This is a genomic window from Sphaerisporangium sp. NPDC051011 (genome assembly GCF_040653595.1).
Lineage (GTDB): Bacteria > Actinomycetota > Actinomycetes > Streptosporangiales > Streptosporangiaceae > Sphaerisporangium.
Window position 1 is genome coordinate 72177 of record NZ_JBFAGG010000002.1, and the last position, 26455, is coordinate 98631.

At 68.8% G+C, this 26455-nt stretch carries 23 protein-coding genes; 12 read left to right on the forward strand and 11 right to left on the reverse strand.

Going from position 1 to position 26455, the window contains the following annotated elements:
* Positions 1 to 122 precede the first annotated feature (122 nt).
* From AB0H21_RS04495 to AB0H21_RS04510, 4 genes are all read left to right on the forward strand, one after another.
* Positions 123 to 1187: a hypothetical protein gene (locus AB0H21_RS04495; protein WP_358511598.1), complete on the forward strand. Its 1065-nt coding sequence runs from the start codon at positions 123 to 125 to the stop codon at positions 1185 to 1187.
* A 62-nt stretch (positions 1188 to 1249) separates the two neighbouring features.
* Positions 1250 to 1729 (forward strand): flavin reductase family protein, encoded by a 480-nt coding sequence (locus AB0H21_RS04500; protein ID WP_358511601.1) that lies wholly within the window; start codon positions 1250 to 1252, stop codon positions 1727 to 1729.
* Entirely contained in the window at positions 1726 to 1893 is a 168-nt protein-coding gene (locus tag AB0H21_RS04505) for a hypothetical protein (protein WP_358511604.1), read from the forward strand. The genes AB0H21_RS04500 and AB0H21_RS04505 overlap by 4 nt, the downstream gene beginning before the upstream one ends.
* A 205-nt stretch (positions 1894 to 2098) precedes the next feature.
* A complete protein-coding gene (locus AB0H21_RS04510) occupies positions 2099 to 2569 on the forward strand; it encodes a carboxymuconolactone decarboxylase family protein (protein ID WP_358511607.1) in 471 nt (156 codons plus the stop codon).
* 95 nt (positions 2570 to 2664) lie between these two features.
* On the opposite strand, the gene AB0H21_RS04515 is transcribed toward AB0H21_RS04510, so the two are convergent.
* The 4 genes from AB0H21_RS04515 to AB0H21_RS04530 all read right to left on the reverse strand — a co-directional run bounded on the left by AB0H21_RS04515 (position 2665) and on the right by AB0H21_RS04530 (position 6554).
* Complete coding sequence (locus AB0H21_RS04515) at positions 2665 to 3585, reverse strand: hypothetical protein (protein ID WP_358511609.1); 921 nt, start codon at positions 3583 to 3585, stop codon at positions 2665 to 2667.
* Between the two features lie 25 nt (positions 3586 to 3610).
* Positions 3611 to 4756 carry a DUF3696 domain-containing protein gene (locus AB0H21_RS04520; protein WP_358511612.1) on the reverse strand — a complete coding sequence of 382 codons (1146 nt, stop codon included), beginning with the start codon at positions 4754 to 4756 and terminating at the stop codon, positions 3611 to 3613.
* Positions 4749 to 5957 carry a DUF262 domain-containing protein gene (locus AB0H21_RS04525; RefSeq protein WP_358511615.1) on the reverse strand — a complete coding sequence of 403 codons (1209 nt, stop codon included), beginning with the start codon at positions 5955 to 5957 and terminating at the stop codon, positions 4749 to 4751. The genes AB0H21_RS04520 and AB0H21_RS04525 overlap by 8 nt, the downstream gene beginning before the upstream one ends.
* A 123-nt stretch (positions 5958 to 6080) precedes the next feature.
* Positions 6081 to 6554, reverse strand: coding sequence for a MarR family winged helix-turn-helix transcriptional regulator (locus AB0H21_RS04530; protein WP_358511618.1), 474 nt, complete (start codon positions 6552 to 6554; stop codon positions 6081 to 6083).
* A 61-nt stretch (positions 6555 to 6615) separates the two neighbouring features.
* Here AB0H21_RS04530 and AB0H21_RS04535 point away from each other — a divergent pair, with 61 nt between their 5' ends.
* Positions 6616 to 7023, forward strand: coding sequence for a cupin domain-containing protein (locus AB0H21_RS04535; protein ID WP_358511621.1), 408 nt, complete (start codon positions 6616 to 6618; stop codon positions 7021 to 7023).
* 4 nt (positions 7024 to 7027) lie between these two features.
* Here the strand turns inward: AB0H21_RS04535 and AB0H21_RS04540 are convergent, their stop codons facing one another.
* The 6 genes from AB0H21_RS04540 to AB0H21_RS04565 all read right to left on the reverse strand — a co-directional run bounded on the left by AB0H21_RS04540 (position 7028) and on the right by AB0H21_RS04565 (position 16976).
* Positions 7028 to 8719, reverse strand: a complete 1692-nt coding sequence (locus tag AB0H21_RS04540; protein ID WP_358511624.1) for a S49 family peptidase — start codon at positions 8717 to 8719, stop codon at positions 7028 to 7030.
* A gap of 68 nt (positions 8720 to 8787) precedes the next feature.
* Positions 8788 to 11097, reverse strand: coding sequence for a 1,4-alpha-glucan branching protein GlgB (gene glgB / locus AB0H21_RS04545; RefSeq protein WP_358511627.1), 2310 nt, complete (start codon positions 11095 to 11097; stop codon positions 8788 to 8790).
* 159 nt (positions 11098 to 11256) lie between these two features.
* The gene (locus tag AB0H21_RS04550; RefSeq protein ID WP_358511630.1) at positions 11257 to 11709 is read right to left on the reverse strand and encodes a hypothetical protein; all 453 of its coding nucleotides are present in this window, start codon (positions 11707 to 11709) and stop codon (positions 11257 to 11259) included.
* A gap of 47 nt (positions 11710 to 11756) precedes the next feature.
* Complete coding sequence (locus tag AB0H21_RS04555; RefSeq protein ID WP_358511633.1) at positions 11757 to 13187, reverse strand: aminoglycoside phosphotransferase; 1431 nt, start codon at positions 13185 to 13187, stop codon at positions 11757 to 11759.
* The gene (gene treS, locus AB0H21_RS04560) at positions 13184 to 14896 is read right to left on the reverse strand and encodes a maltose alpha-D-glucosyltransferase (RefSeq protein WP_358511636.1); all 1713 of its coding nucleotides are present in this window, start codon (positions 14894 to 14896) and stop codon (positions 13184 to 13186) included. The genes AB0H21_RS04555 and treS overlap by 4 nt, the downstream gene beginning before the upstream one ends.
* A 52-nt stretch (positions 14897 to 14948) precedes the next feature.
* Positions 14949 to 16976: an alpha-1,4-glucan--maltose-1-phosphate maltosyltransferase gene (locus AB0H21_RS04565; protein ID WP_358511639.1), complete on the reverse strand. Its 2028-nt coding sequence runs from the start codon at positions 16974 to 16976 to the stop codon at positions 14949 to 14951.
* A gap of 431 nt (positions 16977 to 17407) precedes the next feature.
* Here AB0H21_RS04565 and glgP point away from each other — a divergent pair, with 431 nt between their 5' ends.
* Positions 17408 to 20011: an alpha-glucan family phosphorylase gene (glgP, locus tag AB0H21_RS04570; protein ID WP_358511642.1), complete on the forward strand. Its 2604-nt coding sequence runs from the start codon at positions 17408 to 17410 to the stop codon at positions 20009 to 20011.
* A 137-nt stretch (positions 20012 to 20148) separates the two neighbouring features.
* Positions 20149 to 20922 (forward strand): enoyl-CoA hydratase-related protein, encoded by a 774-nt coding sequence (locus tag AB0H21_RS04575; RefSeq protein ID WP_358511645.1) that lies wholly within the window; start codon positions 20149 to 20151, stop codon positions 20920 to 20922.
* A gap of 493 nt (positions 20923 to 21415) precedes the next feature.
* Here the strand turns inward: AB0H21_RS04575 and AB0H21_RS04580 are convergent, their stop codons facing one another.
* On the reverse strand, positions 21416 to 22117 hold the full coding sequence (locus AB0H21_RS04580; protein ID WP_358511648.1) for a hypothetical protein: 702 nt from the start codon (positions 22115 to 22117) through the stop codon (positions 21416 to 21418).
* A 23-nt stretch (positions 22118 to 22140) separates the two neighbouring features.
* Here AB0H21_RS04580 and AB0H21_RS04585 point away from each other — a divergent pair, with 23 nt between their 5' ends.
* The 5 genes from AB0H21_RS04585 (at position 22141) to AB0H21_RS04605 (ending at position 26243) form a co-directional block, all read left to right on the forward strand.
* Positions 22141 to 22353 carry a hypothetical protein gene (locus tag AB0H21_RS04585; RefSeq protein WP_358511651.1) on the forward strand — a complete coding sequence of 71 codons (213 nt, stop codon included), beginning with the start codon at positions 22141 to 22143 and terminating at the stop codon, positions 22351 to 22353.
* 139 nt (positions 22354 to 22492) lie between these two features.
* On the forward strand, positions 22493 to 22897 hold the full coding sequence (locus AB0H21_RS04590; RefSeq protein ID WP_358511654.1) for a hypothetical protein: 405 nt from the start codon (positions 22493 to 22495) through the stop codon (positions 22895 to 22897).
* 221 nt (positions 22898 to 23118) lie between these two features.
* On the forward strand, positions 23119 to 23961 hold the full coding sequence (locus tag AB0H21_RS04595; protein WP_358511656.1) for a M55 family metallopeptidase: 843 nt from the start codon (positions 23119 to 23121) through the stop codon (positions 23959 to 23961).
* A 68-nt stretch (positions 23962 to 24029) separates the two neighbouring features.
* Positions 24030 to 25715, forward strand: coding sequence for an FAD-dependent oxidoreductase (locus tag AB0H21_RS04600; protein ID WP_358513009.1), 1686 nt, complete (start codon positions 24030 to 24032; stop codon positions 25713 to 25715).
* A gap of 3 nt (positions 25716 to 25718) precedes the next feature.
* The gene (locus AB0H21_RS04605) at positions 25719 to 26243 is read left to right on the forward strand and encodes a YbaK/EbsC family protein (protein WP_358511659.1); all 525 of its coding nucleotides are present in this window, start codon (positions 25719 to 25721) and stop codon (positions 26241 to 26243) included.
* The last annotated feature ends 212 nt before the right edge of the window (positions 26244 to 26455 follow it).

The following is a 26455-nucleotide window of genomic DNA, read 5'->3' on the forward strand; positions in this document are numbered from 1 at the left end:
TGAGACCGGTCGCCGGTGCCCATCCCTGACGATCCGATCTCCGAAAGGTCCTTCCGGAATACCGGGAGGACCTTTCGCGTATTCTCCGGTCCGTGACGGCTCTCGTGCCGGATGATCGTCCTATGCGGTGGGTTGTCGCGTCTCTAATAGCCGTGATCGTGGTCCTGTGCGGGTGCTTCTGGGCGCTGTTCGGCGACCCGTGCGCGCCGCAGGCGTGTGCCCACGGCGAGGACGTCCCCCTCAGCGTTCCCCTGCCCGAGGATTCCGCGCGCTGGGTGGCCTCCGGTCCCCGCTCTTCTGACGGCGGTCCTGACGAGCCGGACATCGTGAAGAAGTTCGCCCGCGACGACGTCTGGAAGTTCAGCAGGGGCGACGACCTGGAGGTGACCCACTGGGACGGGTCGCGCCGGCGGAGCATGACCCCGCGACTCCCGGAAGGCTTCTACGTCGGAGACATCGACGGCATGGCGTCCGACGATCTCTGGATCGCGGGCACGATCATGGGTCCGCCGATGCCGGTCGATCCGACCGGTCCCAGCGGGGTGGTGGTGCACTGGAACGGGCGCGAATGGACGCGCGTCCCCGTCCCCGCGAACGTGGTGCGGCTCGCGCCCGTGGGGCGGGACGACGTCTGGGGCCTGTTCGACGGGAAGATCGTGCACTGGGACGGCCGCGCGTGGTCACCGGCCTCGGTCCCTGATGTGCCGATGCCCGACTCCGCCGGCGGGGAGGATCCTGGGGCCCTGCTGAGCGACATCGTCGCGCTCGCGGCCGATGACGTCTGGGCCGTCGGGACGGTCACCACAAATCTCTGCTGCGACCAGTGGGTCCACCACCGCGAGGTCGTGATGCACTGGGACGGCCGCTCCTGGAGGCTCCTCGACCTCAAGATCCGCGGCACGGACCTCGGCGAGGGGGTTCCCGACGGGGAGGGCGGCCTGTGGATCAGTGCCCGCCGGGAGGGGGAACCGCTCATCATGCTCCACCACCGCGACGGGCGATGGAGCAAGCGCACCCTGCCACTCCCGCCCGGGCTCCGAGCCCCGGAGGCCCCCGACCTCGTCCGTACGGAATCCGGCGACCTGCTCCTGACCGCCACCGCCTACTCCACCGAAGGCGGCGCCCCTGTGAGTGTGGAGTACACCCTCACCGACGCCGCCACGCGAGCGACACCTGCGCCGTCATAACCGATGGAGGTGATCGGCCGGGGGGCGTTGTCCGGTGGTGACCAGTGGTAGGAGTGGGGGACATGAACGAGTTCACGGAGGCGATGAGGCAGCTTGTCGCGGGGGTGGCCGTGGTCACCATCCGTGATGGGCGTGACGACATCGGGACGACCGTCACCACCTTCGCGTCGCTCTCCGCGGACCCGCCGATGGTGCTGGTCAGCCTCACAGCCTCGGGGTATCTGTGCGAGGTGATGTTGCGCCAGGACCGCTGGGCCGCGAGCCTGCTCTCCGGCGGCCAGGCCGTGATCGCCAGCCGCTTCGCCACGCCCGGCCGCCCGAGTGCCCGTCTCCTCGTGGCCGGCACCCCCCACCACCGGGGCCACCACACGGAGGCGTTCGTCATCGACGGTGGTGTCGCCGCGCTGGAGGCCGAGACTGCTCGCGTCATCCCCGCCGGCGACCACACCCTCTTCCTGGCGCAGGTCCTCGCCGTCGACTACGTGGACCCGTCCCTCCCACCCCTGGTACGCATGCGCGGCCGCTACAAGTCCGTCACATGACCGTTCGGGGCGCCGTCGCCGCCGTTTCGACCGCCATGCGTAAGGCCGAGCCGGCCTACCGGCGTGCGCTGGCGGCGCAGACGCTGGCCGAGGTCGCGGCGGCGGCCGAACGTCACGTGCCGAACCTGGGCGAGGGCGTCCGGCGCTGGTACGGGCGGGGCTGACCAATGCACATGGGGACGATCGGCGCACACGTAGGCGATGAAACCGGATACAAAACGTCCAGATTCCCCGGCGTACATCACGAAATGCGGGCGAATGCTCGCGGGCCGGACGGTGGCGACCGCCGGGCGCGCGAGACTGCCCCACACCCGGACACATCCGTACGGCGGCCCGCCGTGCGGAGACCACGAATGACAGGAGACGGCAATGCAGCCACGTGTGAACAACTTCGCGAAGATCGCCGCCGGTGGCTACCGCGCGATGCAGCAGGTCGAGGCGTACCTCGCGCAGAGCGGCGTCCCGCACAGCACGCTGGAGCTGGTGAAGATCCGGGCCAGCCAGATCAACGGCTGCGGGTTCTGCCTGGACATGCACTACCACAACGCCAAGCGCGCCGACGAGACCGATGAACGGCTGTACGCGCTCGCGGGGTGGAGGGAAGCGCCGTACTACACCGCCGAGGAGCGCGCCGCCCTGGCCCTGGCCGAGTCCATGACCCGGCTGGCCGACAGCGAGGGCGTGCCCGACCATGTGTGGGACGACGCCGCCGACCACTACGACGAGCAGTCCCTGGCCGCGCTCGTCATGGCGATCGCCCAGATCAACGCCTGGAACCGCATCAACGTGACGATCCGCTCGGTCGCCGGCTCCCACCGCCACGCGACCTCTTCGCAGTAGAACGGGTGCCACATGCCTGTGGCCCGCTTTGGCTGATGCCGTTGCGGGCCGCACGGCAACGCTGTGCCACGGGACCAAAGGTTCGTGGCCCGGGATTAGCCGAGGATCTTTGTCCCGATGTAGGCGATGACGGCGGCACGCTCCTCTCGGACCAGCCGGAAGTGAAGCCGACCCGGTCCGGGTGTGAAGCGGAGGTGCTCGACGAACTCTCGCTCTATGCCGTCAAGATCGGTGAATCGGCAAAGGCGGCGCCGTGTCTCACCCTCACCGGACTCCTTCGAGCGCCACGAGGGGGTCGGAGAATTAGTGATGTCCCACTTGGCGACCGCTGACTCCATCTCCAGGAGACGTTCGCGGACAGGCACTACCCAGTCGTATCTCAGGCCCTGGAGATCTCGCGCCACTCTCGGAAGGAAGCGGAGATGCGGGAAGAAATCAAACCGGGACTCCCACAGCGCCGCGCCAGTCCGAACGGCGTTGTAACCCGAGCTCTTCGCCCATTCCTCATGTTCGCGGAGATGTTCGGGCGTTGACGCATGTCGTACGTGGACCTGGTCCTTCCGCAGGGTGAGTTCCCCGTCGGTGTCTTCCGTCAGAAGGCTACGGTCCGCGCCGAGCCATGCGTGACCCCAGCGGTGCTCGACCGGCAGGCTGACGGCAAGCCCGTCGACCAGGTGCGCCGTTCCCACGCCGTGGGCACGTGTGCCGTCGACCTGGTATTCGACCTGATCCACTACGTCTCCGGAGATCACGGTGCGGAAAGGCGCACGATTCTGTAGCCCTCGGATGAAGCGCCACCTGTCGCGGTTTCGGCCATCTGCCGCCCATACACTGATGGGGTAGCCGGGCGCGAGCTCCAGTTCCTTGAGCTGAACCGCTGTGACCAGCGCGACATTCTCCCTCCATTGCTTACACAGTCGTAGGAGATCGACGAAGCTCGCCATGTCGGCGTCCACACGTCGGTGGTCGGCCTCGGACGCGCACGAGAGCTCGTTGAGGCAGAGAAGTACAGACAACCGGGGGGCTCCTTGTCTGTGACGGTCAGCCCAGAAGCTGGTCCAGCGAATGCTCCCACTCGTCGAAGAACCCGTGAGGCCACTCCGACAACATGCCGTCCGGACCGATTCGGGGTGTGTGGATCTCGATCTGTGGCTGCACCAGACGTCCGCGCTCCATATCAGAGTTACGTTGAAAGTACAGCAGCTGCACCGCGTCGTGTGAAATTGTGCCAGCTTTCACCGCGAGTCGGAGCCCGTTCAAGAAATGATCGCTGTGGGTTTCCACGATGAGCTGGCCGCCAGCTGCGACGGCCGCCGCCGCCACTGTGGCCATCAAGGTTTGCCCGCGTGGGTGCAGGTGTGCTTCAGGGTTCTCCAAAAGTATGAGACTGTCCGATTCTGCGGTGAGGCAGGCGATCAGGATGGGCAGAACGTATGAAAGACCAAAACCGACATTTGTCGATCGGTAACGCTGGCTCGAAGCAACACCGGCAGTGCCGAACTGGTACGTAAGGCGCACGAGATCAGTGTTCTCAACGCCGGATGCCTGGAGGTTGACGCCGGGGCATATCTCACGCATCCATGCGTCAGTCTGATGGAGGAGAGAAGGGGAGTCAGCATTTGGGTGCAGGAGTGACTCGTGCTGGACCAGGTCGTCGGCGTAGTGGCGCAGGAAGTTGACCGCATGTTCGCCTCGGCTTCCCAGAAACCGCTTCCTCACCGCAGTCTCGTGTGATCTGGGATAGGTTACGGCCGGACCCAGGCGGTCGGCTCGGAGATACTGAAACCCTTTGCCGAAAAGGCGCGAGGCGAAGGGCCCCGGGGGAGTCTCGGAGCTCAGCGGTAGAAGATCGCTCTCGGAGCCGTAGGCCGCGCTCCAGGTCTTGGATGAGGTGCCTTGGCGTAGTCTGAGGACGATCTCGGGCCCCGCACTTCCGGTGTCGACGTAGTCCTCATGGAGCACATCGCGCCCGGTGCCGAGCTCCACGAGGTCTCCGTTGAGTAGGAGCCCTCTTCCATCGCCGTCTTCGAGTACTCCGGCGTCGGACGATTGGCGCAGTAGAGCCAGTAATTGCAGGATGGTGCTCTTGCCGGCGCTGTTCAGGCCGGACAGCAGGGTGAATGGGAGTAGGGGGATGTCGGCGCGGGCAAATGCCTTAAAATTGGTCACACCGATCGAGTCAAGCACTTTCCACCTCGCGAAACAGCTTGTCGATTGCCGCAAACCGGGTGCGGACCCTGGCGGGATCTCCGGTGCTGACGGAGATGGCCCCTTCGAACTGAGTGTCATGCAGGAGAAGCTTGATGAACTTCTCCTGCAGCCTATCCTTACGCTGGATGAGAGAAACGATTTTCTCCTCAGGTCGCTTTGCCAGGTTCACGGCGACGGCCTCGAAGAGAGCCTTGTTGATGGGTAGTCGCCGTAGCTCGCTGCGCCGTGAGCGCTTGCGAAACGCGTAGGCTCCAAAGAGTATCCAGGAGGCGTCCATGGATTTCTGGAATTCGCTCCTGAGACTTTTTATTGCTTTGTCTCCCAGGCTGTTGATCGAAGACATCATGCTACGTAGAAATCGGTCGAAGTCTCGCTGGTCGTAGGTTGCGATGTCGTCGAGCAAGTGGAACGCGATGAATCGCAGTACCATCTCGCGGTCGTCCATGCGTTCGGATTTGATGCTTTCGGCTGTCGCACGGAGAAACGCGTTCGACTCGGCGAGTTCTCGAAGTAGGATGCGCGCGGGTCCGGGTATCAGGGCATGTCGAAGTTCCTGGCGGGACAGCGGCAGGCCCCCCGTGTTGATTCGAGTGAAAATATTGAACTTGACCGCTTCAGGCGTTCCGGGCCGTATAAGGTGGAGTACGAGTTCGGTTTCGCGTAGGCGGATACGCAGGCGGCCTGGGAGATCCTTGTATCTATAGCCGTTGTATTGATGTAGGTATGTAAGGTTCTGTAGTGCCAGAGGTTTCAGCCCGATGCTTTCCGGGTCGATGAATCTTGCGATTGTGGTGAGCCGCTGGATGCCATCGACGATGACCCAGACGCCCTTTCTGTCTTCCGCCGCGTAAAAGGTGGGCAACGGGATCCGAAGCAGTAAGGATTCGATGAGCTTGCTTTGGTTGTCCTGATTCCAAATGCCCGCCGCGCGTTGGAAGTCCGGTGCAAGATCGATCATGTCGTCTCGGATGCGGGACAACAGAAGATCGACTGTCGGCGTGCGTGTGATGACGTCGATGCGCTCCGGGTCGAACGGCTCGTTGATATCGTCAATCGACTCGTACTCGATTCCGGTGCTGGTATGGGTGGAGCTGTACTCGATTGGCACTTCGAGTGACTCGTACTCGATCCCCAAAACGTCGCCTTGGCGTGGATTGTCATCTGATGCGGTGGTCATAGTGATTTATCGCTCCGGTCTGGCCTCGGGCCTTACGAGCCTCGGCCTACACAGTAACGACTCGTAGTGCCGTGCTGATGGCCGAACGACGATCAACCAATCCGCAGTGCTGCGAGTCGGTCGTCACTGGTAGCCGCCGAACCAGCCGGGGATGTCCACGCGGAAGTAGTCGGGCGGGGTGAGGGTGCGCAGGTCGGCTTCCATGGCGCGGAGGCGGTCCTCGCCGATGGCGGCGGCCCAGCGGGCGCGCAGGTCGTCGAAGATGCGGGCCGAGCGGGCGAGGCTGTCGACGCCGCGCGCGCTGAGGCGGACGACCTTGCGGCGGGCGTCGCCGGGGTCGGTACCCCGCTCGACGTAGCCGAGGCGCTCCAGCGTGTCGATCGTCTTCCCGGCGGCCTGCTTGGAGACACCGAGCCGCCGGCCGAGCTCAGCGGCCGTCGTGCCGCGCGTCCCGATGGCCTGCATGACGAACCCGTGCATAGGCCGCAGATCCGGATGGCCCTGGCGGGCGAGCTCGGCGTGGAGCTCGTCGACCAGTGTGCGGAAGCCGAGGAACAGTCTCAGGGGCAGTTCGAAGCCCGGGGGGTCACTTGACACGATGGACAACCTCGTTCACCATTTTAGACAACCAAGTTGTCGATTATACCGAGGAGACCCCATGCCCGTCATCCGCGACGCCGAGAACCGCAGGACCGAGACGCCCAACGCCGTCATGACCACCTTCGCCTCGCCCACGCAGGGCGGCGCGGGCCTGTCGTTGTGGCGCGTCGACATGGAACCCGGGCAGGCCGGACCGCCGCACGCCTTCGACGCCGAGCTGGTGTGGACGGTGCTCGCCGGCACGGCCACCGTGCGCCTCGGCGACGAGACCTTCACGATCACCTCCGGAGACACCGTCATCATGCCCGCCGACGTCCCCCGCCAGGTGGCGGCCGGCACCGGGCTGTCGGTGATCGCCGCGGCCCCCGCCGGGGCGAGGGCCTACACGATCGACGACGCGGTGGACGTCAAGCCGGGCTGCGCCCTGCCCGACGGCGACAAGCTGCTGCCCGCCTGGATCGCCTGACCGGTCAGCGGATCGTCCACTGGCCGGGAAGCATCAGCGGGCCGTACGCCGGAAGGCCGAGCTCGGCGGTCAGGCGGGTGAGGGGCCCCCAGGCCTCCAGGCGGACCCGGCTCAGCGCGGCCGCGCGGTCCTCGCTGGACTCGGCGGGACGCAGGCGCTCCAGCGGGTGCACGCGCGGGTAGGTGCGGACCGGGGCGTTCTGCGGCAGGCCGGCGCGGCCGCGGGCCAGTCCGAGTGCGTCCTCCAGGCTGCCGAGCTGGTCGACCAGCCCGCTGTCGAACGCGTCCGCGCCCGTCCAGACCCGGCCGCGCGCCAGGTCGTGTGCGCGGTCGCGGCCGATGCCCCGCCCCTCGGCCACCTTGCCCACGAAGTCGTCGTAGATGCGGTCGAGCCAGGCGTTCACCCGCTCCCACTGCGGCTCGGAGTAGGCCCGGCTCGGGGAGAACATGCCCGAGTTGGCGCCGACGTCGACCGACTCGGAGGTGACGCCGATGCGGTCGAGCAGCTCGGCCACCGACGGCTTGCCGCCGAACACGCCGATCGAGCCGGTGAGCGTGCCGGGCTGGGCGACGATCACGTCGGCGGCCATGGAGACGAAGTAGCCGCCCGAGGCCGCGAGGTCGCCCATCGAGATGATCACCGGCTTGCCGGCCTTGCGCGTGAGCACGACCTCGCGCCAGACGACGTCCGAGGCGACGTACGACCCGCCGGGGCTGTCCACGCGGAACACGACCGCCCGGACGCTGTCGTCGCGTCGGGCGGCGCGGAACGCCGCGCTGATCGTGTCCGACCCCATGGCGCCCCCGCCGCCGAGGGGGCTGCGCCCGCTGCGGCCGAGACGGATCATGCCGTTGCCGTGGATCAGCGCCACGACCCGCTCGCCAGGGTGGGGCAGCTTGCCCGAGATCGGCCCCTTGGCGTACCGCGAGACGTACAGCAGCAGGTCGCCCTCGGAGCGGATCTCGTCGTACACCTCGTCGCGGTAGGCGAGCTTGTCGACCAGCCCGGCCTCCAGCGCCTCGGTGCCGATGAACGGGCCCTGGTCGATGAGCTCGCGGACGCGCTCGGGCGGCAGGCCGCGCCCCTCGGCGACGCCCGCGACGATCTGCTCGATGACCGACTCGGCGATGCGGGCGGCGGACTCGCGGTGCGCCTCGGTCATGTGGTCCTGGGTGTACGTGTTGGCCGCGGTCTTGTACTCGTGCCGCTGGCCGATCTGGTACTCCACGCCGATCTTGCCGAGGGCGTTCTTGAGGAACCGCTGCTCCAGGCTGACGCCGGTCAGCCCGACGTCGCCGGACGGCTGGAGGTAGACCTTCTCGAAGGCGCTGGCCAGGTAGTAGGGGACCGTGCCCGCGCCGAACTCGCCGAAGGTCTCGGCGAACGCCACCGTCAGCTTGCCCGCCGCCCGGAGCTGGACGATCGCGGTGCGCAGCTCCTGCACCTGGGCCAGCCCGAGCGGCCGTCCGCCGATCTTGACGACGAGGCCCTTGACGCGCGGGTCCTTACGCGCGCGGCGCAGCCCCTCCAGCACGTCGGACAGGCGGGTCTTGCGCATGGACAGGAGCGCCCCCAGCGGGTCGGAGGGAGGCCCCTCGGCGAGCCCTTCGGTGAGGTCGAGCTCGAGGATCAACGGGGCCGTGCGCTTCTGCCGGAACCGGTCGACCGATTCGATGATCGCCTTTGTCGCGTCCATAGCGACACCCTAGGCGACGTGGAGCGTAAAGAGGCGCAGCGTTTTCCCCTGGCGAACCACGCCGCCCGTCACACGTCCTCCTCGACCGCGTTCTCATCGGCCTCATCGGCCTCCTCGGCCTCCTCGGCCTCCTCGGCCACGGCGGCCTCGGAGGTCACCGCCGCAGGGGTCTCGGTCACGGGCTCCGCGGCGCGGCGCAGCCACAGCGCCCCGAGCGGCGGCACCCGCAGGCGGGCCGAGTACGGAAGCCCGTGCCACGGCTCCTCGACCGCCTCGATCGACCCGAAGTTGCCGACGCCGCTGCCGTGGTAGTCGAAGGCGTCGGTGTTGACCACCTCGTCCCAGTGCCCCCCGGCGGGCAGGCCGAGGATGTACTCCTCGTGCGGCCGGCCGGAGAAGTTGGCGACGCAGGCCACCATCGACCCGTCGTCACCGTGGCGGACGAACGAGAAGACGTTGCCCGAGGCGTCGTCGGCGTCGATCCACTGGAACCCCTCCGGCGAGTGGTCCCTCGAGAACATCGCCCGCGTCTCGCCGTACACGCGGTTGAGGTCGCGCACGAGCTTCTGGACGCCCTGGTGGGGTTCGAAGTCGAGCACCCACCAGTCCAGCCCGCGCTCCTCGGACCACTCCGAGCCCTGGCCGAACTCGCTGCCCATGAACAGCAGCTTCTTGCCCGGGTGGGCCCACATGAAGGCGAGCAGGGCCCGCAGGTTGGCGAACCGCTGCCACTCGTCGCCGGGCATCTTCCCGAGCAGCGAGCCCTTGCCGTGGACGACCTCGTCGTGCGAGAGCGGCAGGACGAAGTTCTCGGAGTAGGCGTACATCAGCGAGAACGTCATCTGGTGGTGGTGGTACTGGCGGAAGATCGGCTCGTGCTGCAGGTAGGCCAGCGTGTCGTGCATCCAGCCCATGTTCCACTTGAAGCCGAAGCCGAGCCCGCCCAGGTAGACGGGACGGGACACGCCGGGCCAGGCGGTGGACTCCTCGGCGATCGTGACGATGCCCGGCGCCTCGCGGTAGGCGACCGAGTTCATCTCCTTGAGGAACTCCACCGCGTCGAGGTTCTCGCGCCCGCCGTAGATGTTGGGCGTCCACTCGCCCTCGCGCCGCGAGTAGTCGAGGTAGAGCATCGAGGCGACGGCGTCCACGCGCAGGCCGTCGATGTGGAACTCCTTGAGCCAGTACGCCGCGTTGGCGACCAGGAAGTTGCGCACCTCGTTGCGGCCGTAGTCGAAGATGTAGGTGCCCCACTCCGGGTGGGTGCCGCGCCGGGGGTCGGCGTGCTCGTACAGCGGGGTGCCGTCGAACCGGCCGAGCGCCCACTCGTCCTTGGGGAAGTGGGCGGGCACCCAGTCGAGCAGGACGCCGATGCCGGCCGCGTGCAGGCTGTCCACGAGGTGCCGGAACTCGTCGGGGGTGCCGAACCGCGCGGTCGGGGCGTAGTACGAGCTGATCTGGTAGCCCCAGGAGCCGCCGAAGGGGTGCTCGGCGACGGGCAGGAACTCGACGTGGCTGAAGCCCATGTTCTGGACGTACTCGACCAGCTCGGTCGCGAGCTCGGCGTAGGACAGGCCGGGGCGCCAGGAGCCGAGGTGCACCTCGTAGGCGGCCATCGGCTCGGCGAGGTTGTCGCGCTCGGCCCGCCGGCGCATCCACTCCTCGTCGCCCCAGGCGTAGGTGGAGGCCTCGATGATCGAGGCGGTCGCGGGCGGGACCTCGGTGCGCCGGGCCATCGGGTCGGCCTTGGACCGCCAGACGCCGTCGGCGCCGAGGACGGAGAACTTGTAGTGGTCGCCCGGTCCGAGGCCGGGGACGAACAGCTCCCACACGCCGGACCGGCCGAGGGACCGCATCGGGTGGCCGGAGCCGTTCCAGTGGTTGAAGCCGCCCTCGACGCGGACGCCGCGCGCGTTCGGGGCCCACACGGAGAAGGCGGTGCCGTCCTCGTCGTCGTGGCGCGTCACCCGGGCGCCGAGTACCTCCCACAGGCGCTCGTGGCGGCCCTCGCCGATCAGGTGCAGGTCGACCTCGCCGAGGGTGGGCCAGTGGCGGTACGGGTCGCCGACCTCCAGCGGCTCGGCGCCCTCGTAGGTGACCCGCAGGCGGTACGGCGGGATCTTGTCCACGCCCGGCAGCGTCACCGCGAAGACGCCGTACCGCTGGTGGGTCATCTGGTGGGTCGCGCGCTGGTCGCCGTCGTCGAGGACGAGCTCGACCTTCTTGGCCAGGGGCTTCAACGCCCGTACGGTCAGCCCGCCGGGGGTGGGGTGCGCGCCCAGGATCGAATGCGGATCGTGGTGCGCGCCGCCGGCCAGCCGGTTCAGGTCCAGGTCCAGGTCCGCGTTCTCCGCGTTCTCGGCGTTCTCCGCGTTCATCAGTCGCTCACCGCTCCTCGGCTCCTTGCCGCCGTCGCTCGCCTCAACGTGTGTGTTCAGCTAACCCTGCCCCAGATCGGACCGCCAACCCACGATCTCGGCGGGATCACACCTTGCCTATGGCAAACGTGCGGTCTGGGGGTTACGGAGGTGCATATCTCACCATTTCAGGACTCGTACGTCGCCGGTGGAAAGATCGACGATCACGCGCCCGACGTCCAGCCATCGGTGGCCCGGGAACTCGACGAACAACTGCAGGCAGCGATGGGCCTCGCAGCCGTGCCGCCGGAAGATCAACGTGCGGACGCGCAGGTCCGCGGCCGACCGCAGCGGCCGGCCCGCCGCCCGGGCGTACGCCCTCCTGACCGTGCGGCCGAGCGCCGGATGCGCCAGCAGCACGTCCGTGGCCCGCGCTTCCTCCCAGGGCTCCGGGGCAGGGCGCATCGACGGCGAGGCCGAGGGCCGGGGGGCACCGGGCCGCGCGGCGTCCGGCCCCGGATCGCCGTAGGCCCCGGACGCCCGCCAGTCCGGCGGCTCCGCCAGGCACGCCGTCAGCAGAAGGGCCAGGGCGAAGGCCCCGGCCCCCGCGACGGCGAGCCCCCTTCGCCGCATCCTCCCACCGCCTCACGCCTCGCATGAACGCGATTACGGATCGTAATCTACGCGGCGGCGTGGGTGAAGGCGGCGAGAGGGATGGGAAGCCACGCCGGGCGGTTGCGCGCCTCGTAGACGACCTCGTACGCCGCCTTGCTCAGCTCCAGTGCCCGCAGCAGGATCGCGTCGTCGCCGTGGATCCTGCCGCCGCCCGCGGAGTACCCGGCGATGAACGCCGCCCGGTTGCGCTCGGCCCACTCGGACGCGCACGGCTCCAGCGCCGCGGCGTCCGCGCGGCCGAACAGCAGGTGGCGGGCGGCGTACTCGAACGACCTGAGCATGCCGGCGACGTCCCGGAGCGGGGAGTCCAGGGCGCGGCGCTCGCTGAGCGGCTGCCCGGGCTCGCCCTCGAAGTCCAGGACGATCCACTCGCTGGGCGTGCGCATCACCTGGCCGAGATGGTAGTCGCCGTGGACCCGCTGGACGGTGATCGGCCGTCCCATGTCGGCCAGCCGGTCGAACGCCTCGTGGGCGGACGCGGCGTGGGCGGCCAGCTCGGGCACCTCCGTGATGGCCGAGTCCAGGCGGCGCCTGAAGCCCTCGACCATCCGCTTGACCTCCGGCGCCTCGATCGTGCTGGTGGGGAAGGCGTCGGCCATCTGGCGGTGCAGGTTGGCGGTGGCCACGCCGAGCCGGTGGGACTCGGCGGCGAAGTCGCCTCCCGCGTCGCAGCAGGGCGTGCCCGGCGGCGATCCGTACAGGTCGCGGACGCTGGTGAGGGCCAGCGACCAGCCGTCACTCGCGGTGGGCAGGAACTCCTGGGTGAAGGCGAGCGTGGTGTTCTGCCCCGCGATGTCGGCCTCGATCCAGCCGTAGGGGCGGGCGATGTTGCGCGAGCCGCGCCGGGCGAGGGCGGAGACGACCTCCACCTCCGGGTTGACCCCGGGGATCAGCTTGCGGAAAAGCTTGCAGATGTAGGCGTCGCCGAACACCAGCGAGGTGTTGGACTGCTCGCCCCCGAGGACGAGGCTGCGCGCCGAGGTGTCGATCTCGGTGCCCGGCATGTGGCGGAAGCGCAGGGGGCCGACGTCGGCGTCCCCGGCGACGGCCGAGAGCAGCACGCCCGTGACGTCGGCGTCGTGGACGGCGTCGTAGGCGTAGCCCTCGTCGGTGAGGCCGATCGCGACGTGCCGCAGCCGTTGCGGCAGTTCCGGGCGAAAGCCCACCAGAAGCTGATAACGGTCGGTGGCGTCACCCTGCCGGACGGTGATCACCAGGTGTCGGACGGATACCTGCCCGCGGGTCCGCGGCCGGGCCACCGGGTCCGTGGTCCTGGAGGAACCCGCCACAGCGTTGTGGAGGATTTCTTCAGGATCACGGAGGGGCAGCGGGGTGGCGGATTCGACGGCGAGCTCGCTGATCGCGCGGCTCTTGCCGGCGAACCACCGTTGACCGGTGATCCAGCCGGCAAGAAGCGCTTCGAGAGTATGTGTCACGTCTCCTCGGCTGCTGCGCTCGTTGGCGGAAGGGTGAACCAATAGAACCCATGCCCAGGGAGCGTCAAAAGATACGGAAGTTCACCAATCGGCGGAAAGGGAACCCCACCCGTGCACTCCACCGGCGTGACCCCCTCGAACCTCCGCAGGTCCAGCTCCACGGGTTGCGGGAAGCGGGACAGGTTGTTGACGCACAGAACTCGATCGTCGCCTAGCTCCCGGACGAAGGCCAGAACACTGGGGTTGGAAGAGTTGAGCTCCGTGAACTCGCCGAGACCGAAGACCGGGTGGCGCTTGCGGATCTCGATCATCTTCTTGGTGAAGTGCAGCAGCGAGCCGGAGTTCTTCTGCTGCGCCTCGACGTTGAGCGCCTGGTACCCGTAGATCGGGTCCATGATCACGGGCAGGTAGAGGCGGCCCGGGTCGCAGTCGGAGAACCCGGCGTTGCGGTCCGGGGTCCACTGCATGGGCGTGCGGACGCCGTCGCGGTCGCCCAGCCAGATGTTGTCGCCCATGCCGATCTCGTCGCCGTAGTAGAGCACCGGGCTCCCCGGCAGGCTCATCAGCAGGGCGGTGAACAGCTCGATCTGGTTGCGGTCGTTCTCCAGCAGCGGCGCCAGGCGCCGGCGGATGCCGACGTTCGCCCGCATGCGCGGGTCCTTGGCGTACTCGGTGTACATGTAGTCGCGCTCTTCGTCGGTCACCATCTCGAGCGTCAGCTCGTCGTGGTTGCGCAGGAAGATGCCCCACTGGCAGTTCTCGGGGATCTTGGGCGTCTGGGCCATGATCTCGGAGATCGGGTAGCGGGTCTCCCGGCGCACGGCCATGAAGATGCGCGGCATGAGCGGGAAGTGGAAGGCCATGTGGCACTCGTCGCCGCCGGTCACCGGGTCGCCGAAGTACTCGACGACGTCGGCGGGCCACTGGTTGGCCTCGGCGAGCAGCACGCGGTCGGGGTAGAGGCGGTCGACCTCGCGCCTGACCCGCTTGAGGTAGGCGTGGGTCGGGGCCAGGTTCTCGCAGTTGGTGCCCTCCTGCTCGAACAGGTACGGCACCGCGTCCAGGCGGAATCCGTCGATGCCGAGGTCGAGCCAGAACCTCAGCACCTCCAGCATGGCGTCCTGCACGGCAGGGTTCTCGTAGTTGAGGTCCGGCTGGTGGTGGAAGAACCGGTGCCAGTAGTACTGCCCGCGCACCGGGTCGTAGGTCCAGTTGGACGCCTCGGTGTCGATGAAGATGATCCGGGCGTCGCTGTACGCCTCGTTGTCGTCCGACCAGACGTAGAAGTCCCCGAACGGCCCCGTGGGGTCGTGGCGGGAGGCCTGGAACCACGGGTGCTGGTCGCTGGTGTGGTTCATGACGAGGTCGGCGATGACCCGCATGCCCCGCTTGTGCGCTTCGTCGACGAGCTTGATGAAGTCTCCCAGATCCCCGAAGTCGGGGAGAATCTTCATAAAGTCGGAAATGTCGTATCCGCCGTCTTTGAGGGGGGATTCGTAGAGCGGCAGGAGCCACAGGCAATCGACGCCGAGCCACTGGAGATAATCCAGCTTGTTGATCAGACCCCGGATGTCTCCGGTACCGTCTCCGTTGGAGTCCGCGAATCCTCGGATGAGGACCTCGTAGAAGACGGCACGCTTGTACCAACGCGGGTCGCGTGGTGTTTCGTGTGTGAAGGTGTTCGGGACGGGCTGAGGCGTCAAGCTCACCTGTGGACTCCCCGCTGTGCTTATGCGCGCATCCGCCTACGCGGCCGGGCGCCTATGGCCGGCTCGCCGGCGTCGCTCGCAGTGTGAGGACGTGGGCTGGGTTGATATGTGGATCGAGTCGTACGTAGTTGGCATGCCGCCAGCGATACGACTCACCCGAGAGCTCGTCGTCCACGATGAATTCCGCGCCCCAATCGAGGCCGAGGGCAGGCATGTCCAGCGTGACCGTCGCCTCGTGGGTGTTGTGCGGATCGAGGTTGACGACGACCAGGACCACATCGCCTATGCCGTGCCGTCGTGTGGACGGGTCAAAGGCGCCGGGCAGCCGCTTTGAGAAGCAGATCATATCCGGGTGGTCGACGTTGTGGAACCGTAGGTTACGCAGTTCCTGGGCCGCCGGGTGCGCTCTTCTGAACAAATTGAGCGCCGTGAGGAAAGGCGCAAGGCTGCGGCCCTCGCGTTCGGCCGTCGCCCAATCGCGCGGCCTCAGCTCGTATTTCTCGCTGTTCAGATATTCCTCGCTGCCCGGACGTACCGGGGTGTTCTCCCCAAGCTCGTAGCCCGCGTAGACACCCCACGACGGCGAGGCCAGCGCGGCCAGGACGGCCCTGATCTTGAAGGCCGGCATGCCCCCGGTCTGGAGGTATTCATGCAGGATATCGGGGGTGTTGACGAAGAGGTTCGGCCGCAGGTAGTGCGACGTCTCGTGCGAGAGCTCGAAGAGGTACTCCTCCAGCTCCCGTTCGGTGGTCCTCCACGTGAAGTACGTGTACGACTGGTGGAAGCCCACCTTGGCCAGGGCGCGCAGCATCGGCGGCCGGGTGAAGGCCTCCGACAGGAACACGACGTCCGGGTCGGTGGCGCGGATCTCGCCGAGCAGCCGCTCCCAGAACTCCACCGGCTTGGTGTGGGGGTTGTCGACGCGGAAGATGCGCACGCCGTGGTCCATCCAGTGACGGACGACGCGCAGGACCTCCGCGAAGATCCCTTCGGGGTCCTTGTCGAAGTTCAGGGGATAGATGTCCTGGTACTTCTTGGGGGGGTTCTCGGCGTACGCGATCGTCCCGTCGGCCCTGACGGTGAACCACTCCGGGTGCTCCTTGACCCACGGGTGGTCCGGGGAGCACTGGAGCGCCAGGTCGAGCGCGACCTCCAGGCCCAGCTCGCCCGCGCGCCTGACGAAGGCGTCGAAGTCCTCCAGCGTGCCGAGGTCGGGGTGGATCGCGTCGTGGCCGCCGTCCGCCGAGCCGATGGCCCACGGCGAGCCGACGTCGTACGACTCGGGGTTCAGGGTGTTGTTGCGGCCCTTGCGGAAGGCGTCGCCGATCGGGTGGATCGGAGGCAGGTAGACGACGTCGAAGCCCATGCCCGCGACGGCCGGCAGCCTCTCGGCAGCAGTCCGGAAATTTCCGGACCTGGGGACGTTGTCCTCCTCGACGACCGCGCCCTCCGACCGGGGGAACAGCTCGTACCACGACCCGAACAGCGCCCGGCGCCGCTCGACATGGACGCGGTACCTCGGCCCGCGCGTCACCAGATCGCGCGGCGGGTGGGCGGCCAGGGCGGCGGCGGTCTCGGGGAGTTGGGCGGCCGCGAGCCGCGCCCGCGGGTCCAGCTCGTCGTCGCGCAGCTTGTCCGCCACGGCCTGCAGCGCCGCGCGGTGGGCGCAGTCGTCACAGCCCGCGGGGCGCACGCCCTTCGCGGCCCGCTCGAAGACGCGGGCGCCCTCCTCGCACATCAGGTCGACGTCGATGCCGCGAGGGATCTTGATGCCCGCGTCGTGCAGCCACGTGGCCGCCGGGTCGCTCCACGCCTCGACCCGGTACTGCCAGGTGCCCTCCGTGGGCAGCGTCACCTCCACCGACCACCGGTCGGTGCCGGGCTCCCCCTCCCGCATGAGCAGGAGCGGCTTTCGAGTGCCGTCCGGGGCGAACAGAACCACCCCGGCCGCCACCGCGTCGTGTCCCTCGCGGAACACCGTGGCGGCTATCTCGAAGGTCTCGCCCGCCGCGGATTTCGCGGGCCAGCGCCCGCAGTCGACGACTGGGTGAATGTCCTGAATTGGGATTCGTCCGATCATCGCGTCTCAAGGTAGCGGCGACGCACCGGGCGCCACCGGGAATTGTGAGGGCAAGGATTGATCTTTGCTTTCGGGTAGTTCCGGTCGGCTGCCGGAGAGTGGTTGTGGGCACGGTCGCGACCGGTCAGGAGTGACCTGTGTCATCCCCGGGACCGGAGGTGTGAAGGTGAGGCTCCTACATGGGACTGCCCCCATAGTCCCTCCTCAAGCCTGCTCGGGGGAAGTTAGGGGGGTCCGGCGCGCCCTTTCTCCATCATGTTGCCGGTGTGCGCGACAGTCGTACATGATCGAGTTGTGATCACTGTGCCGCGTCGGCTTTAGTGAGGTTTGAGCATGTTTGCTAGTGGTGAGAGCGAATCGCAAGAGATCTGGCAGACGCAAAGAGCGTTTCGGTCGCGCGTCGTGGCGCTGAGTAACTAGGGTCTGGCCCCGTGAGAGCAATCCGCAGATTCACCGTCCGTACCGTCCTTCCCGTCGAGCTGGCCGCCCTGGGCGAGCTGGTGCACAACCTGCGCTGGTCCTGGCACCCCGAGACCATGGACCTTTTCGCGGAGGTTGACCCGTACACCTGGGAGCGGGTAGGCCACGATCCCGTGGCGCTCCTGGGAGCGGTGGAGGCCGACAGGCTGTCCGAGCTCGCACGTGATCGCAGATTCCTCCGCAGGCTGGCGGACGCCGCCGACGACCTGCGCGAGTACATGACCGCCCCCCGCTGGTACCAGACGTTGCCCGGCGCGCCGGCGGCCATCGGATATTTCTCCCCCGAGTACGGCATCGCCGCCGCCCTCCCGCAGTACTCCGGCGGGCTCGGCATCCTCGCCGGCGACCACCTGAAGGCCGCCAGCGACCTCGGCGTGCCCATCCTCGGCGTCGGGCTTCTCTACCGGCACGGCTACTTCACGCAGTCCCTGTCGGCCGAGGGCTGGCAGCAGGAGCACTACCCGAGCCTGGACCCCGGCGGCCTGCCGCTGTCCCTGCTCAAGGATGCGGACGGCACGCCCGCCCGCATCGCGATCCCGCTGCCGGGCGACCGCACGCTGCACGCCCAGATCTGGGTGGAGCAGGTCGGCCGCGTCCCGCTGCTCCTGCTCGACTCCGACGTCGCCGAGAACGACAACGTCGCCCGCGACGTCACCGACCGGCTGTACGGCGGCGGCACCGACCACCGCCTCCTGCAGGAGCTGCTGCTCGGCATCGGCGGCGTGCGGGCGCTGCGCGCGTACTGCCGGATCACCGGGCACCCCGACCCCGAGGTCTTCCACACCAACGAGGGCCACGCCGGTTTCCTCGGCCTGGAGCGCATCCGCGAGCTCACCGAGCACAGGCTGTCCTTCGACGAGGCGCTGGAAGCCGTGCGGGCCGGCACGGTGTTCACCACCCACACGCCGGTGCCCGCGGGCATCGACCGCTTCCCCGTCGAGATGATCGAGCGGCAGTTCGGCGGCGCCAACTCCTGGCCGACGGTGCCCGTGGAGCGCATCCTCGCGCTCGGCGCCGAGCCGGGCACGCCGGAGACCCCGGGCGAGGGCTCGGTGTTCAACATGGCCGTCATGGGCATGCGGCTCGCCCAGCGCGTCAACGGCGTCTCCGAGCTGCACGGCGAGGTCAGCCGCGAGATGTTCCAGGGGCTCTGGCCGGGCTTCGACCTGGACGACATCCCGATCGGCTCGATCACCAACGGCGTGCACGCCCCCACCTGGGTGGGCCGCGAGGTGATGGAGCTGGCGGGCAAGGAGCTCCCCTCGCTGATCGAGAAGGCGCAGGGCTGGGAGGGCATCCAGAAGCTCTCCGACGAGGACATCTGGGGCATCCGCGGCAGGCTGCGCCGACAGCTCGTCGAGGGGGCCCGGGCGCGCCTGCGGGCCTCCTGGCGGTCCCGCGGCGCCTCCAGCGCCGAGCTCGGCTGGATCGACGAGGCCCTCGACCCGGACGTCCTGACGATCGGCTTCGCCCGGCGCGTGCCGTCCTACAAGCGGCTCACGCTGATGCTGAAGGAGCCCGAGCGGCTCAAGGAGCTGCTGCTCGACCCGGAGCGCCCCGTCCAGATCGTCATCGCGGGCAAGGCGCACCCGGCCGACGAGGGCGGCAAGAAGCTGATCCAGCAGATCGTCCGGTTCGCCGACGGCGAGGACGTCCGGCACCGCATCGTCTTCCTGCCCGACTACGACATGAACCTCGGGCAGCTCATGGTGCAGGGCTGCGACGTGTGGATGAACAACCCGCTGCGTCCCCTGGAGGCCTGCGGGACCTCCGGCATGAAGGCCGCGCTCAACGGCGGCCTCAACCTGTCCATCAAGGACGGCTGGTGGGACGAGTGGTTCGACGGCGACAACGGGTGGGCCATCCCGACGGCCGACGGCGTCGATGACGCCGACCGCCGCGACGAGCTGGAGGCCTCCGCGCTGTACGACCTGATCGAGCGCGAGGTCTCGTCCCGCTTCTACGACCGCGCCGCCGACGGGTACCCCCGGCGCTGGCTGGAGATGGTCAAGCACACGCTCAGCTCGCTCGGCCCGAAGGTCCTGGCCGGGCGCATGCTGCGCGACTACGTCGTCGATCTCTACACCCCGGCGGCGGGGTCGGCGCGCGAGCTGTCCAAGGCCGACCACGTCCGGGCGCGTGAGTTCGCCGCCTGGAAGCTGCGGGTCACCCGCGCCTGGCCGGGCGTCCGGGTGGAGCACGTCGAGACCTCCGGCATCGGCGACACGCCCGAGCTGGGGGTGTCCATGGACGTGCGCGCCACGATCGCGCTCGGGGAGCTGTCCCCGGACGACGTGAGCGTGCAGGCGGCCTACGGCAAGGTCGGCGGCCACGACGACCTGATCAAGCCGTCGTACGTCTCGCTGGCCGTGGAGGCGGTGGGCGACGACGGCAAGGCCACCTACACCGGCGTGGTCCCGCTGGACCGCACCGGCGCGTTCGGGTACACCGTCCGCGTCGTGCCGTTCCACACGCTGATGTCCTCCCCGGCCGAGCTCGGGCTGATCGCCTCGCCGGAGGAGCCGGTGGGGATGACCAACGGCACCCTGCGCTGACGGAGGGCTCCGCCCCGGCTTCCGGGGCGGAGCCCTCACGCGCGCGGCACCCGCGGGCCGCCGGTGATCGGCGGCACCCTAAGGTGGGGGATGCCGCGCCGCCGGGGGCGCGGCGCCACACCCCTGAGGAGGGCGTCATGGGAGAGTTCGTACGCGTCGAGTCCGGCGGCGGCATCGCGACGATCCGCCTGGACCGGCCGAAGATGAACGCCCTCAACGGCCAGATGCAGGAAGAGCTCGGCGCGTCCGCCCGGCAGGTGGACGCCGACCCGGACGTGCGCGCCGTCGTGATCTACGGCGGCGAGCGGGTGTTCGCCGCCGGGGTGGACATCAAAGAGATGGCCCACATGGGCTACGCCGAGATGTCGGCGCACTCCGGCGGCCTCCAGGCGTGTTTCACCGCCGTGGCGAAGATCGGCAAGCCCGTCGTGGCCGCGATCACCGGGTACGCGCTCGGCGGCGGCTGCGAGCTCGCCCTCTGCGCAGACTTCCGCGTCGCGGGCGCGGGCGCCAAGCTCGGCCAGCCCGAGATCGCGCTCGGCATCATCCCGGGCGCGGGCGGCACCCAGCGCCTGCCCCGGCTGATCGGACCCGCCCGCGCCAAGGACCTCATCTTCACCGGCCGTCACGTCGACGCCGGCGAGGCCCTCGCCGTGGGCCTGGTCGACAAGGTCGTCCCCGACGCCGACGTGTACACCGAGGCCCTCGCCCTCGCCGAGCGCTTCGCCGCCGGGCCGCCCCTGGCCCTGCGCGCCGCCAAGCAGGCCGTCGACCACGGCCTCGACGTCGACCTGGACACCGGCCTCGAGATCGAACGCCTGCACTTCTCGGCCCTCTTCGCCACCGAGGACGCCCACACCGGCCTCACGGCCTTCACCCAAAAAACCAAGCCCGACTTCACCGGCCGCTGAAGACGCGCCCTCCGAAGGAGGCGGCGGCACGACCAGGAACATCGGCCACGCCGTCAGAACGGGTCCAGCCGTGGCATCAGGCGGGCGCAGAACTCAAGCATCGCCGCGGTCCAGGACGCGGCTTCCTGGAGTTCCTCCGAAGTCACGGCTTCTCCGGGCTGGCCGCCGTACTCCAGAACGTTCCTTCTTCTGGTCGAGCCGGCGCAGCACACGTCCCTCAGGGGCGCCGGCGAACTGAGCGACCACCGCGTCTTTGAGCGCGATGTGACCTCCGGCCGACGTGGCGCGAAGACCTTGTGCCTGGAGAAGAGCCGAGCAAGCCTTTCGCGCGGCGTCATAGCACAGCGCGTAAGCGCCCTCGGGATCATCGTCCTGGATCTTCTTCACCGAGGCCAGGTGACTTTCGGCTGCTTGCAGCATGGATCGGGCCATGTCGCGGGCCAGCGGGACCCGCTGGAGCTCGCCGTCTGAGATGAGTCGCTGGATGACCTCTTCACCCAGAGTCCACCGCACTGTTGTCCCCAACCTTCTGGTGACGGTCGATTTGGAAAGTGGGAGACCCCTTGATCTGCTGGATCAGCCCGTCCGTGCCAGACTCCCATGCGGACACGCTGCGTATGACGGGATTCACGGAAAGTTCTATGCGCTGCTCAGCCCGTTCTGCGGAGTCATAGACGTCCCCTCGTGGCGGCGATCCGATGACGAGCAGATCGACATCGCGAGGTTGAGGGCCGGGTTCCCCGCGGTACCTGGCCGCCCACGAACCGAAGACCACCAGTTCGTGGATGCCAGGGATGTCGGCGAACTCTTCGGCGATGATCGCCGGTGCTCCGAAGGAGACCGCGAGCAGTTGAGCCAGCGGCCGGTAGGTGGACGCCTCGGTGTTGGCCCGGACCAGGCGCGTGCGCCCGATCCTCCGCTCCCGCAGCAGCGCCGCCGCCACCAGGCGATCCACCTCGCGCTGCGTCGTACTGACGGGGTGGCCGAGGCCGGTGGCCAGGTCACTGATCGAGAATTCTTGACCGGCTGCGAGGTAGACGCGAGCCAAGAGATCGGCCTGAAACCGAGACCGGAAGATGGGCAACAGGTCTGGCGCTGACGTTCCCACATTGCTGATGATAACTTGCGAAACCTGGGAATGACGGGGGGCCGCGGGTCGAAAGCTCACGGCCTTCGTCGGGTTCGGGTAGATCATGTTTTGCCGCTAGGGTGACTGTCATGGCGCGGTTTGTCATGCGGGCGTTACTGCCCATGCGGGTGCGGCGTGCCGTGCTTCGGCGGCTCGACGGGCGGTACGTCACACGGGCCGACCACCGGCAGGACGTCCGGGACGCCCTCTGGGAGGTCCAGGCGCTCAAACGTGAGATGGCCGAACTGCGCCGCGAGATCGAGTTCCTGCGCCGCCGCGTGGACAGGGCCGGCACGCCCTAGACGGCCGGCCGTTCCCTCTCTCGACGAGCGCTAGGTCATCGGCAAGGGACGATCGCTGTGAACGGTTTCCAAGAATGGCTGGAGCTCCGATCGTCGGGTTGGGCGTGGCCTCGGCCTTGGACTTTCGAGGGGCTTCAGGTTGTTGGCCGAATTCCTTTTCGAGATTTTCCTCGACTTCGTCGCTGCCCTGTTTGAGTTCGTCGGGGCCCTGTGGGTGGAGTTGCGGTCCGCCAATATCAGGGCGGAGTATCAGTCAGGGGTGGAGGTGAGGATCCCCTGCAAAATGCGTTTCGTGGACCGTTCCGGCAGGCGTTGGGGGCGGGGGAGGCTGATACTCCAAGGCTCCTCGTTCCGGTGGCGGTTCTCGGCGGTCTCGGTTGTGGACATCGTCGATATGTCGTCCCCTGGCGTCTACGGCGTGACGCGCAGGCGGAACAGGGTGTTCCATGGTGTCGTCGGCGGTGAGCGGGCCGAATTCCTGGTACGGGCACCGGACGTCGAGCTGATGCGTTCCGCTGTCGGTCCCGGACGCCTCTGGAGCTGAGTTTCCGGCATGCGGCGCGATTTCAGTTCGGGTCGATGAGCCGGTTGGGGGCCTATGGCGATGTCTCCGGGGTGGCCTCGGGGAGGTGCGTGGCTTGAGCGGGAGGTCGGGACGGTGGCCGTAGTGATCGGCTTGGTCGTGGCCGTTGGGGCGCTTTGGGCGGGCGAGTGTGGGTGTATGGGCGGCGGTGGTGGTGGAGGGGTGGGAAACTGGGTATCGCGATGAAGGTTTATGTGTCGGTTGATATGGAGGGCGTGACGGGGCTTACCGACCCCGAGGAGATGCACGCCGGAGGTCGTGGCTACGAGCGTGGCTGTGAGCTGATGACCGCCGACGCCAACGCGGTGGTCGCGGGGGTGTGCGAGGCGGGGGCGACGGCGGTGGTCGTCAACGACGCGCACGGCTCGACGAAGAACCTGCGGGTGGACCTGCTCGATCCGCGCGCCTCACTGATCCGCGGCCCCGGCAAGCCGATGCGCATGGCGCAGGGGCTGACGGGCGACTTCCAGGCCGCGTGCTTCACCGGGTACCACGCCCGCGCCGGCGTCCGGCACGGCGTGCTGAACCACACCTGGATGGGCAAGGAGATCCAGAACGTCTACCTGAATGGCGAGGTCGTCGGCGAGACCGCGCTGGTCGCCGGGTTCGCCGGGTTCTTCGGGGTGCCGGTGGCGCTGGTCACGGGGGACGAGGCGGTCTGTGAGGAGGCCCGGTCGCTGCTCGGGGACGTTGAGACGGTCGCGGTGAAGAGGGGCGTCGACCGGTTCGCCGCCGAACTGCTGACGCCGAGCGTCGCGCAGGCGCTGATCCGGGAGGCCGCGGCGCGGGCGCTGAACCGCCTCGGTGACTTCCGCCCGTACGTCGTCCCGCTGCCGGTCACACTCGGCGTGGAGTGGAACTCGACGGCCATCGCCGCCGCCTGCTCGCTGGTGCCCGGCACCCGGCAGGCCGGCCCCCGGCACACCGAGTTCACCACCGACGACTTCCGCGACATCATGGGCCTGCTCGGCCTGTACGCGTCGATCGCCGGCCAGGTGGCCTGCGGCAGCGGCATCTACGGCTGACCCTCGTGGAGGACGAGGGGTTACCGCGGCGCGCCGGCGCGGACGGGCTGACGCGGCGCTCGCTGCTGATGGGCATCGGCGCGGCGGGCGGCGCGGGTGCGATGTACGCCGCGATGGGCGTACTCGGCCTGGCCCCCACCGAGACGACGACCCCGGTGCCCCCGACGGGGGGAGGGCCGGCGCCGTACGTCCCGCCGCAGCGGTCCGACTTCTCGTTGCGCGGTGGTTCGGCCGCGAAGGTGCTCGTGCTGGGCGCGGGCGTGGCAGGGCTGGCGTGCGCGTACGAGCTGGGCAAGGCCGGGTACGACTGCACGGTGCTGGAGGCCCGCGACCGCGTAGGAGGGCGCAGCCTGACCCTGCGCGGTGGGGACATCGTCACCGAGTTGCCCCACGTGGCGGAAAGAGGCGCGGGGAGCGCAGCCGCCGGGCGTCTGGCAGGCGGCGCGTCGCCTGGGGCATCCGGGGCGCCGACGGCGCACATGTCCCCGAACATGTCTCCGACGACTCTGTCCCCAGGGGAGCGCGGGGAGACGCAGCGGGTCGGCTTCGGCGAGGGGACGTACTTCAACGCCGGTCCGGCGCGGATCGCGCAGTGGATGGTGACGCTCGACTACTGCCGTGAGCTGGGCGTCCCCCTGGAGGTGTTCGTCAACGGCAACGCCGCCGCGTACGTGCTCACCGCCGGAATGCGCGGTCCCGCCCGCGTTCGCACGGCCCGCGCGGACGCCTACGGGTACATCTCCGAACTGCTGGCCAAGGCCATCGACGCCGGGGCGCTGGACACGCGCCTCACCGAGGGCGACAAGGAACGCCTTCTGGACTTCCTCTCCCATTTCGGGGATATCGGCGCCTCGCACTCGTACGCGGGCGGCGAGCGCCGGGGGTACCGGGTCAATCCGGGGGTGGGGACGGGGACCGATCTGGGCCCGCCGCCGCCGCTGACCGACGTGCTGAGCGCCCGACTCGGCCGGGTGCTCACCATGGACGCCGGGTACGAGCAGGCGATGCCGATGTTCCAGCCGGTCGGCGGCATGGACGCGATCGTGCGCGCGCTCGCGGCGCGGGTCGGCGCGGCCCGCATCCGTACGGGCACCCGCGTCACGAAGATCATGAACCGGCCGGGCGGGGTCGAGGTGACCGTCGAGGGCGGGTCCTTCCTGCGGGCGGACTACTGCGTCGCCGCGCTGCCGCCGCACCTGCTCGCCAAGATCCCCGGCAACCTCGGCGCCGACGTGCAGTCCGCGCTGGCCACGCCGGTGCCGCTGTCGGCGGGGAAGCTGGGCCTGGAGTACGGCCGCCGCTGGTGGGAGGTCGAGGACCGCATCTACGGCGGCGCCACCGAGACGGACCTGGACATCGGGCACATCTGGTATCCGTCCTACGGGTTCCACGGCGAGCGCGGCCTGGTCGTGGGCTACTACAACACCGCCCAGGACGCCGAGGCGTACGACCGGCTGCGTCACCGCGAGCGCCTGCGCCGCGCGCTGGTCCAGGGCGCGAAGGTCCACGGCCGCGCGTACGCCAAGGGGATCCTCGCGTCGGTGTCGGTGGCCTGGCGGCGGCAGCCGCACATCGAGGGGGCCTGGGTCCGCTGGCCGTCGATGAGCGGCTTCTCGCTGCTCCAGCGCCCCGCCGGGCGGGTCTACTTCGCCGGCGACTGGCTCACGCACCTCATCGCCTGGCAGGCGGGGGCCTTCGAGTCCGCCCGTAAGGTGGTGACCGAGCTTCATCACCGCGTACTGAAGGAGAGATGACCCATGGCACTGGGCACGCTCGAATGGGTGCCTGCGCGCGACCGGCGCGACCTGCTCGCCGATCCGGTCGCCCGCGCCCTGGAGAACCTGGCCGACGACGTCGCGGTGGCGCCGATCGACCCCGCGCTGGCCGACACCGCCGCCTTCTGCGAGCGGTACGGGGTCGCGCTGGAGGACTCGGCGAACTGCGTGATCGTCGCCGCCAAGCGGGGAGGCGAGACGCGGTACGCGGCGGTCATGGTGCTCGCGACGATGCGCGCCGACGTCAACGGGGTGATCCGCCGCCATCTGGACGCGCGCAAGACGTCCTTCGCGCCGCAGGCGGACGCGGTCGAGATGTCCGGCATGGAGTACGGCGGCATCGCGCCTCTGGGGCTGCCGGAGGAGTGGCCCGTGCTGGTCGACGCCGAGGTGGCGCGGAGACCGGAGGTCGTGATCGGCAGCGGCATCCGGGCCTCGAAGCTGGCCATCGCGGGCGAGGCGCTCACGCGGCTGAAGACCGCCGAGGTGGTCGCGCTCGCGCAGTGACCCCGAGGGTCCCGCCTCACCCGCCCATACGTACGGCCCCGCGCGCGGGCGGCGACTTGACGAGGACTTTCCCGGCTTGGGAAACCTATGCCACCCCGTGGACCGTTGTACTACCGGGAATGTGGCCTCATGGTTCACTTATGTATGGGGTTTAAGCCGGTATGGTGCTACGTACCGTCAAAGACCGTGGGCAGACGTCCGCGGGGTGCTCT